This is a genomic window from Frankia sp. CcI156, assembly GCF_001983015.1.
GTDB classification, from domain to species: Bacteria; Actinomycetota; Actinomycetes; order Frankiales; family Frankiaceae; genus Frankia; species Frankia casuarinae.
Map to the genome: position 1 here is coordinate 1 of NZ_MOMD01000062.1, position 10177 is coordinate 10177.

5 protein-coding genes are annotated in these 10177 nt (G+C 70.8%); 3 read left to right on the forward strand and 2 right to left on the reverse strand.

Annotated features, from left to right (window positions below):
- Nucleotides 1-209: 209 nt before the first annotated feature.
- Both CcI156_RS19610 and aat read left to right on the forward strand, forming a co-directional pair.
- The gene (locus CcI156_RS19610; protein WP_076807434.1) at nt 210-2591 is read left to right on the forward strand and encodes a bifunctional diguanylate cyclase/phosphodiesterase; all 2382 of its coding nucleotides are present in this window, start codon (nt 210-212) and stop codon (nt 2589-2591) included.
- A complete protein-coding gene (aat, locus tag CcI156_RS19615) occupies nt 2582-3484 on the forward strand; it encodes a leucyl/phenylalanyl-tRNA--protein transferase (RefSeq protein ID WP_023842058.1) in 903 nt (300 codons plus the stop codon). The genes CcI156_RS19610 and aat overlap by 10 nt, the downstream gene beginning before the upstream one ends.
- A gap of 209 nt (nt 3485-3693) precedes the next feature.
- On the opposite strand, the gene CcI156_RS19620 is transcribed toward aat, so the two are convergent.
- Nucleotides 3694-4911 carry a pyridoxal phosphate-dependent aminotransferase family protein gene (locus CcI156_RS19620; RefSeq protein WP_330218996.1) on the reverse strand — a complete coding sequence of 406 codons (1218 nt, stop codon included), beginning with the start codon at nt 4909-4911 and terminating at the stop codon, nt 3694-3696.
- A gap of 791 nt (nt 4912-5702) precedes the next feature.
- On the opposite strand from CcI156_RS19620, the gene CcI156_RS19625 reads away from it, so the two are divergent.
- Nucleotides 5703-6440, forward strand: coding sequence for a class I SAM-dependent methyltransferase (locus CcI156_RS19625; protein WP_076807456.1), 738 nt, complete (start codon nt 5703-5705; stop codon nt 6438-6440).
- A 47-nt stretch (nt 6441-6487) separates the two neighbouring features.
- Here CcI156_RS19625 and CcI156_RS19630 read toward each other — a convergent pair whose 3' ends face one another.
- The gene (locus CcI156_RS19630; protein WP_076807436.1) at nt 6488-9862 is read right to left on the reverse strand and encodes a UvrD-helicase domain-containing protein; all 3375 of its coding nucleotides are present in this window, start codon (nt 9860-9862) and stop codon (nt 6488-6490) included.
- Between the last annotated feature and the right edge of the window lie 315 nt (nt 9863-10177).

Below are 10177 nucleotides of genomic sequence, written 5' to 3' on the forward strand. Positions count from 1 at the left end.
ATCCGCAGAATCCGACACGACAACGCCCTGCTCCTGGCCATCCTCACTCTCGACAACCCCGCTGACCTGCATCAATGACTTTGCGGGTCACCCTGAGGCAAGACGGCCGTCGGTGCCGCTGGTGTTGTCGCCGCGGCACCGGGCGATGGCCGTCGGCACGATGCCGGGCACGTGCACAGGTTTCCACCACTCTGCGGGGGGATGACCGGTTGACCGCCTCTCTCCCTCCCCCGTGCCGGTTCCGTCTGATCCGGATTGCCCAGCTCGTCCTGATCGTCGCCACGGTCTACCTGTCCGTTTCCGCGTTCGTCACCGTGCCCCACATCGGCAACGAGACCGGGTCGCTGCGTTACGGCGTCGCCCTCGGCTCGGGCCTGATCTGCCTGGCGCGGGCGGTGTTGATCCGCGGCGAACGCCTCCCCTRGGCCCTGCTCGGTACCGGGCTCATCAGCTACGGAGGCGCGACGATCTACTACAACGCGGCGGTCGCCGGCCGGCAGGACGACGACCTCGGGCCGTCGCTGGCCGATCTCGGCTGGCTGCTCTTCTATCCGGCGTGCTATGTCGCCGTCATCCTCCTGCTACGCAGAAGAGTGCTCCGGCTGCACACGAGCGTCTGGATGGACGCGCTCGTCGGCCTGCTCGGCGTGGCCGCGCTGACCAGCGGCATCGGCGTGGCGATGGCGAACGCGTATCCGCGCTACAGCGCGTGGACGATGACGGTGAACCTGATCTATCCGCTCGCCGACCTGCTGCTGATCCTGCTGATCGTCACGGTGTTCAGCCTGCTGGGCTGGCATCCCGGCCGGGTGTGGTGGCTGCTGGGCATCGGGCTGGTGGGCTTCGCGATAGCCGACTCACTCCTGCTGGTCATCGTCACCACGGACAGGGACCCCGGGTCCGGCCTCCTCGGCACGCTGTGGCTGTTCTCGGTGCTCATGCCGGCCCTGGCCGCCTGGCTGCGACCGCGCTGGCACCCACCGGCCAAGATGTCCGGCTGGGGCGTCATCGCGGTCCCACTGGTGCTCACCGTGATCGCGCTCGGTCTGCTCGTCCTCGGCGCCACGGTCCAGCTGCCAAAGGTCACCGTCGGACTCGCCGCGGCCACGGTGCTGACGGCCCTGGCCCGCGCCGCGTTCACCTTCATCGAGGTCCAGCAGCTCGCCGAAAGCAAGGTGCTGGCCCGCACTGACGAGCTGACGGGCCTGGCAAACCGGCGTGGCTTCATCGAACGGCTGACGAAGGCCGAGCAGCGCGCCACCGGGGTGGACACCTTCGCCCTCCTCCTGCTGGACCTTGACCGGTTCAAGGAGATCAACGACTCGCTGGGGCATCAGGTGGGCGACGCGCTGCTGGCGCAGGTCGGAACCCGTATCTCCGACGCCCTGCGTCCCGGCGACCTGCATGCCCGCCTGGGCGGCGACGAGTTCGCGGTCCTGCTCGAACACGCGGACATCGAGGCCGCAAAACGCGTCGCCGACCGGGTGCTGGCCGTGCTCGGCAATCCCTTCGACGTCGGCGGGGTGACCCTGCACGTCGGCGCGAGCATCGGCGCCGCCGTGTACCCCGACCACGCCGAGGACGCCCACATCCTGTTGCAGCGTGCCGACGTGGCCATGTATGCCGCGAAGTCGGGCCGCACCGGCGTGGAGTCCTACCGTCCCGGCTCCGACGTGAACAGCCTCGTCCGCCTCGACATGATCGAGTCCCTGCGCGCGGCGCTCGGCACCGGCCAGCTGGAGGTGCACTACCAGGTCAAGGTCGACCTCGATTCCGGGCAGGCAAATGCCGTGGAGGCCCTGGTCCGCTGGCGGCATCCCAGCCGCGGCCTGCYCGGGCCAGAGGAATTCGTCCCCCTGGCCGAACAGGCCGGTTTCATCCGGATGCTGACCATCGAGGTGTTGGAGACCGCCCTGGGCCAGTGCCGGCAGTGGCACTCCGCCGGATTCGACGTAGCGGTGGCGGTGAACCTGTCCGCCTCGGACCTGCTGGACCGTGGCTTTCCCGAACAGGTCAGCGGCATGCTCTCCGGCTTCGGGCTGAGCCCGACGGCACTCGAGCTGGAGATCACCGAGACCAYGTTGATGCTCGACCGGGTCCGCACGGCCGCCGTACTCGGGGAGCTGCGCGACCTGGGGATCGGAATCGCCGTCGACGACTACGGCACCGGGTACTCCTCCCTGGCCAGGCTCTGGGAGCTGCYCGTTGACGTGCTGAAGCTGGACAAGTCATTCATCCAACGCATGGAGGTCGATGGCCGGGCCGAGGCGATCGTCCGTTCGACGGTCGGGCTCGCCCACGCGCTCGGCCTGCGCATCGTCGTCGAGGGCGTGGAGACCGCTGGAGCGATGCGGATGCTGCGGGATTTCGGCTGCGACCTGGCTCAGGGCTACTTCCTCGGCCATCCGGGCCCATCCGAGCAGGTGACCGAGCAACTGCGGCGACGGGCGCCGTCGGCTGGCATGATCGATCCGGAGACGATCGGCCGGACGGAGGAATGTCCCGGCGATCTCTCCCCGACGATGGAGAGTGCCGTGCTGAACGCCCCAGTCGCCCCGGATCGGACGCCGGCGGTCAAGTCGTGGCGCTGACGGCGCCGCCCCGCGATCTCGGCCCCACCGTATGGGACGGGTTCTCGCTGCTGAGCAGCCCCCGCCAGGCCCCGGTCGCCGTCGGCGGTGAGCTGGATCCGGCGACGTTGATCGGCGCCTACCGGGCCGGCGCCTTCCCCTGGCCGGCGAGCGAGGCCGACGGCGGCAAGGTCCATGAGGACGACGAGGCCCACGGGGACGACAGCGACGACGCGAGCAGCGGGACCCGCGGGGGCGGGGGGTGGCTGCGCGAGATCCTGCGGGCGGCGGTGGCCGCCCGACGCATCCCCCATCTGCCCCCGCACCGTCCCGGTGGGCTGGACCTGCCCTGGTGGAGCCCCGACCCCCGGGCGGTGATCCCGATCGGCCGGCTGCGGGTCAACCGGACACTGCGCAAGCGGCTACGTAACTGCGGGTGGACCACCACCGTCGACGAGCGCTTCGTCGACGTCGTCCGCGGCTGCCGCCGCGGCGGTACCTCCGAATGGATCACTCCCCAACTGGTCGAGGGCTACGCCGAGCTGCACGCCCTGGGCTGGGCGCACAGCATCGAGGTCTGGGAGGGCGACGAGCTGGTCGGCGGCATGTACGGAGTGGGCGTCGGCGGCGTGTTCGTCGGTGAATCGATGTTCCGCACCCGGACCGACGCCTCCAAGGTGGCTCTGGCCGACTTCGACGCCCGGTTCACCGCGGCCGGCGGGGTGCTGCTGGACGTGCAGATCGCGACCCCGCATCTGATCGACCTGGGTGCGGTGGAGATTCCACGGGCCGATTTCCTCGCCGTTCTGGCCCGCGTCCGGGATGCCGACGTCCGCCTCGACCGCGACCGGTATCCGGTCGCCCGCCTTGCCCCGCATGGCGCCTCCGGCGCAATGCGGGGACCCCTGGCCTAGGGCGCCGTCCGGGGTCTCCGTCACCTCGCCTCCGGCGAGCTTCCTGGGAGAGCCGTCGGGCGCCTCCGGCGCAATGCGGGGACCCCTGGCCTAGGGCGCCGTCCGGGGTCTCCGTCACCTCGCCTCCGGCGAGCTTCCTGGGAGAGCCGTCGGGCGCCTCCGGCGCAATGCGGGGGCCCCGGTAGGAGCCTGTCTCGGCGAGGTGGGGTTCAGTCGCCGGCGCGGGCCTGCGGGACCGACACCAGGGGAAACCGCTCGACCGCCTCGGCCAGGACGGCCAGCAGATGATCGATCTCGGCGTTGGTGTTGGCCGCGGTGACCTGGATGCGCACCCCGACCTGCTCACGGGGAACGACCGGGAACGGCACCACACTCGCGAAGATCCCCCGTTCGAACAGAAACCGGCCCAACGGCTCGGCCTGCGCGGCGTCGACCAGGGGAATCTCTATGATCGGAAAGCCGCTGGCGTTGAGCGTGAACAGACCGAGCCCGCGCAGGCCGTCGAGGAACCGGCTGGTCAGGCGGTGCAGCCGGGCCCGGATGGCGTCCCCGCGTTCCGCGTTGACCCGCAGCCCGACCAGCCCGGTCGCCAGGGACGCCACCGGCGACGGGCCGGAGAAGACGTACGGGCCCGCGGTGGACTTCAGATACTCCTTCACCTCCGTKGGGCAGGCGACGAAGGCGAGCAGCGACGAGTACGCCTTCGAGAAACCGCCGACCAGGACGAGATCGTCGTAGGTCTCGCCGAGATGGCGGACGATTCCGTTGCCGCGGCTGCCGTAGGGGCTCGACGCGGCGGGATCACGCTCGCCGACGACACCGAACCCGTGGGCGTCGTCAACGTAGAGCAGGGCGTCGTGCGCACGGGTGAGCGCCGCGAGTTCGGCGAGCGGCGGGCCGTTTCCGGTCATGCTGTGGACGCCGTCGACGCACACCACCCGGGGGTGAGGGCTCGTCCGCAGCCGGCGTTCCAGCCGGTCGAGCCGGTCCTCGCGGAAGCGCGCCACGGCGGCGCCATGGGCCGCGGCCACGACCGCGCCGTCATGTGCCGTCTGATGGGCGTGCACCTCGACGAAGAGGGCCCCCTTGCCCACGAGGGCGGGCAGCACCGACAGCTGGATGTGGGTGATGGTCGGGAGCAGCAGCGCGTCCTCGGCACCGAGGAGAGCTGCGAGCGTGTGCTCGATGTCGTCGTACATCCGCGGGCTGGCGATCAGCCTCGACCAGCTCGGGTGGGTGCCCCAGCGGTCCAGGTACTCCGGGACCGCCTCGATGATCTCCTGGTCGAGATCGAGGCCAAGGTAGTTGCACGACGCGAAATCGGTGAGCCAATGATCACCGATCCGTATCCGGCGGCCGTCGATCTCGTCCACCGTCGCGTCGTAAAAGGGCGCGTGGCGGCGCAGGCGGTCCAGTTCGGCCCGCATACCCATAGGCTGATCAAGAACGTGTCGCCAGGCCGGCGATAACGCCGAGACAGGGGACGAAGGCAAGTCGGGACTTTCGTAGGTCTGCGACATCCCCGCGGCCTAGCCCATGCCCTGGGCCACGGCGATCGGCCGGGCGGGCAGGATGATCACTAGCATCCCAAACAGTCCAGATAGTCCAGATAGTCCAGATTCTCGGAAGGCAGTCGGCCCTGCCAGCGGAACCGGGTGCACTACCACCATCACCAGCCCTCAGGATCGCCGGGAACACACGTCGCCGGGTTCAGGGAACGAAGAAGCACCAACGGACCAAAGGAGTATTCAACACGTAAACAATAAACCTCAGGGCCCGGATAATTCCACAACAAGCGTGGTATGCCCCTGATCCGCGCAGCGGAGCCGGGAGATCGGGCGGACGCCGAGGCCACTGCGGACCGGGCGTCCACGCCACGGCCGGGGCGGATCCGACTGGCGGCCCGGGCGGCTCCCGCCGCCCACCGAAGGCCCGCCGCCGTGGTGTTATCGTCCCCGGCATGTCTGACACGGCGGCATCCGCGGCGACCTCCACCGCGTCCACGGCTGCGGCTTCCACGGCTCCCCCCGCAGGCTCGAGGCAGGCCCCGACACCCTCCGCGGCGACCCCGGAACCGGGTGGCGAGTCCCGGGCCGCGGCTTTCGGGACCGCGCCGCCGGCCGGCCCGTCCGGCCCGGTGCCGGCGAGCGGAGCGGGCACGGCGAGCGGAGCGCAGGCGGCGGCCACTCCCCGCGAGCGGACCAAGGAGGGTCCGCTGGTGCGCGCCCTGCCCTATTCCGGGTTCGGACTGTCGCGCTCGAAGACGCTGTTCCTCGCGCACCGCAAGGAGCCCGTCGACCCGGCTGGCTTCTACTCGCTGATCGCCGCGGACTCCGTGCGCCAGCTGATGCGGTACACATCCCTGACCGGCCAGCTCGTCCTCGACGTCGGCGGCGGCCCGGGTTACTTCCGCTCGGCCTTCCTCGACGCCGGCGCCCGGTACGTGTGGGTCGAGYCGGACGTCTCGGAGATGGAGGCCGGTGGCATCGAGGTTCCCGGCCGGGTCCGGGGCAGCGCCTTGGACCTGCCGTTCCTCTCCGGAAGCGTTGATCTCTGCTACACGTCAAACGTGCTCGAACACGTCCCCGACCCGTGGCGGATGTGCTCCGAACTGGCCCGGGTGACCCGCCCTGGCGGGCTCATCTTCCTGAGCTACACGAACTGGCTGTCCCCCTGGGGCGGCCACGAGACCGCACCCTGGCACTATCTGGGTGGTGACCGGGCGGCGGCGAGGTTCGAACGCCGCAAGGGCAAGGCGCCGAAAAACATCTACGGCAAGACTCTATTTCCGGTGTCGGTGGCCGACACCCTCGCCTGGGCGAAGCGGCGGTCCGACGTCGAGATCCTCGACGCGATGCCGCGCTATCTGCCCGACTGGGCGAAGGTGATCATCAGGATTCCCGGTGCCCGCGAGATTGTGACCTGGAACCTCGCGATGGTGTTGCGCAAGCGCTGAGCCGCCGGGCCGCGCGAGTGTCGGTCCAGCGGCTCCGGCCCGGTGGCTCAGAGGAGTCGCAACTGCTTGCCCGGTGCCGGCCGGCGCGACCGGCGCCGCCCGCCCTCGGCCGGGACGCCCTCGGCCGGGACAGAGGACAGCAAAGCCGGCCTGATGTCCGCAAGAAACGGTGAGGGACGGGTCGTCACGACCGACCCGGCGCGCCGCCGGCTGGCCGCCGAGGTGAGGACCAACCGATGCCTGGCCCGGGTGACGCCGACGAAGAAGAGTCGGCGCTCCTCCGCCTCGGCGTCCTTCGTGCCGGCGTCGGCGGTTCCGTCGGCGGTTCCGTTGACGCCACCGCCCGGGATCCCACCGCCCGGCGCCTCACCGGCCGGACCGAAGCGCATCGGCAGCAGCCCGTCCTCACAACCGACGATGATGACCAGGCCGTATTCCAGACCCTTGCTCGCGTGCAGGGTCAGCAGCGAGATCCGGTCCGCCCTCGGGTCCAGCCCGTCGACCTCGGCGGCGAGCGTGACCGACGTGAGGAAACCCGCCAGGTCGTTGCCTGYCGCTGCGGCGGCCGGTGCGAGCAGCTCCACCGCCAGGCGCAGCTCGGCCTCGGTCGGCACCCGTCCGCCGGAGAAGCCGGGAAACCCGTCGGACGGCACGGCGCCGAGCTCGCTTCTCCTCGCCTCGGCGAGATCGGTGGCCCGTGCCGCCGCGTCGCGCAGCAGACCCGACACCGGACGCGGGACGCCGGGACCCGAGGGATCCGTGGTCGTCAGGTCCTGCAGCAGGGCGAGCAGGTCGGCGACCGCGGGAGCGTCCGCGAGCGGGAGATGAGAGCGCCGCTGGAACGGGAAACCGCGGGTGGCCAGCGCTTCCATGATCGGCTCGGCCTGGCGGGCGGTCCGGTAGAGCACGGCGATGTCCGCGAAGGAGAACCCCGCGTCGACCGATCCGTCCACCCCCGAGTCCAACGCGTGGAACGAGGTACCGCCGAGCGCCGCGTCGATCGTGTCGACGACGGCGATCGCCTCCTCGGCCTCACTGCGGTAGCGCCGCAGCAGCACCGGGCCGTCGCCCTCGGCGCCCCGCACGGCGGTCAGGGTCCGGTCCGGGACCAGACTCGTGGGCGCGATCACATCGAGCGCCGTCCGCACGATGGTGCGGGTGGATCGGTAGCCGCGGGTCAGGGCGACCGGGCGGGCACTCGGGTAGTCCTGCTCGAACCGCAGGAAGAACCGGACGTCCGCACCCCGGAAGCTGTAGATAGCCTGGTCCGGGTCGCCGATCACGCACAGGTTGGCCGTGGGGGGACACAACAGCCCCAGCAGGCGGTACTGGAGTTCGTCGGTGTCCTGGTACTCGTCGACCCAGACGTGGCGCCACCGCCGCTGGTAGTGCTCGGCGAGATCCGGGGACGACCGCAGCAGGGTCAGCGGCAGGGTGATCAGATCGTCGAGATCGRCCATGTCCCGATCGCGCAGCGCGGCGTCGTAACGGGCGAGCGCCCCGACCAGGTCGTGGTCGCGGATCGCCTGGCCGAGCGCTCGGTGCCGCTTGAGCTCGGCGACACCGGCCGCCACCCGCCGGCGCGTTCGGGCGTCGCCCTCACCGTGCAGTGCCGCGGCGATTAGCTCCACGCGCACCGCGTCGTCCGCGACCTGGACCTGCGGGCCCCGGGYGAGTTTCGCGTGCTGCTCACGGATGATCGTAAGCCCGAGGCCGTGGAAGGTCGTCGCGAGCACCCGTCCCGCGGCGTCACCCAGCAGGCCGGCTAGCCGTTCGGCGAGCTCCCCGGCCGCACGCCGGGTGAAGGTGACCGCCAGGCACTCCCCGGCCGGCACCCCGTGCTCAGCGACCCGGTGTGCGATCGCGTGGACCAGCGTACGGGTCTTGCCCGTTCCCGGTCCGGCGAGGACGAGCAGCGGACCGGACAGGTGCGAGGCTGCCAGCCGCTGCTCGGGATCCAGCCCGTCAAGCACCGACGGGGTATCGCCGGAAACCGGCGTGAACAGCTGGCTGTCGGCCACCGCGGCATCCCCCGGCACCACCGCGGCATCGGGTGCCGGACGCGCCCGCGCCGCGAGCGCCTCGTCGAGGGAGGGTCCCGCATCGATCCGGTCCTGCCCACCAGCCGCGCCGGACCCCAGGTCGAACAGGGTGCCACCGTCCCGGGCGAGCTCCCGGGGTTCGAACAACCGGATGACGCCGTATTCGCCGTCGAACCCGGCCTGCCGGATCACCTCCCCGCGGCGCAGGCGACTGATTGCCTCGACCAGCTCCGGCGATCCGACCCCAGCGATGTCCGTGAGCGGTACGTCGCCGAGGATGTCGAGCTCCGGGCCCAGACGGGAGACCAACGACGTCACCTGGCCCGCGACCGCCTTGCTCTTCGGGCCCACGCCGAGAATCTCCCCGACGACCTCCGGCAACGGAACCAGCGAGGTGACGTCGGGCGCCGTGACGGGGCGGTGGCCGGGCCGCCGGTCGGCCAGCGCCTCGACCCGGTTGAGGACMCCGACGGTGAGGCCACCGCCGCAGGTGGGGCAGCGTCCGCCGACCTCCCGGGTCTGGTCCGGCGTGAGGACCACCCCGCACTTGCGATGCCCGTCGAGGTGGTACTTGCCCTCTTCCGGGAAGAACTCGACGGTCCCCGCGAAGCCGTCCCCGCCGCGCAGCGCGGCCTCGATGGAGAAGTAGTCGAGGTCGCAGGTGAACGCGGTCGCCTCCCGGCCGAGCATCGGCGGGGAGTGGGCGYCAGAGTTGCTCACCAGCCGGTAGCGGTCGAGACCGGAGATCCGCCAGAACATCTCCGGGTCCGCCGAAAGCCCCGTCTCCAGGGCGAAGACCTCGTCGGCGAGGTCGCCGTAGCAGTCCTCGACGGCGTCGAACCCGGACTTCGAACCGAGAACCGCGAACCAGGGCGTCCACACGTGCGCCGGGACCAGATAGCAGCCCGCCCCGCCACCAAGGGTGATCTCCAGCAGATCGCGGGAGTCCAGGCCCAGGATGGGACGCCCGTCCGCGGCGAGGTTGCCGATCCGAGCCAGCGCCGCCGTGATCCGTCCGGCGGCCTCCCGGTCGGGAGCGTAGAGAAGATGATGGACCTTACGGGTCCGGTCGCCCCTCTTGTAGATCGTCGAGATCTCACTAGAGATCATGAAGCGGGTCGCCGTCCGGCAGGAGGCCGGTAACGTGCGCAGCACCTCATGCTCAAGATCGGACCGCAGCCGGAACAGGCCGGGCTCGGCCGGGACCAGCTTCGTCGCGATCTCCTGAGACCAGGCCGGATGGGTGAAGTCGCCGGTGCCGACGACGGCGATGCCCTTGCGTGCCGCCCACCAGGCCAGGTGCTCCAGATCGCAGTCACGACTGCAGGCACGCGAGTACCGGGAGTGAATGTGCACATCAGCGTAGAACCGTGACCTCACGGATGCGTATGTTGTCGCACCCGCCTCACCATGCCGCCGGCGGCACGCCGCAACCTCACCCGAACCCGCACCCGCACCCGCACCCGGCGCACCCCGCGGACGGGCTACCCCCTCCTGTCGCTCCGTCGGAGAGGGGCACGTCATTATGCGTAGGATGCCGGCATCCTGCCGACCTCGCGGACGGGGCGTCACAGATCGGTGGCGCCACGGATCGGGAGAGCGGATCGGGAGAACAGCGCCGACGGGAGGAAAGTCACGTGTCGACAACCGACGGACGGCGTTTCCCTCCCGGCGCGGGCGCCGGGATCTCCAGAG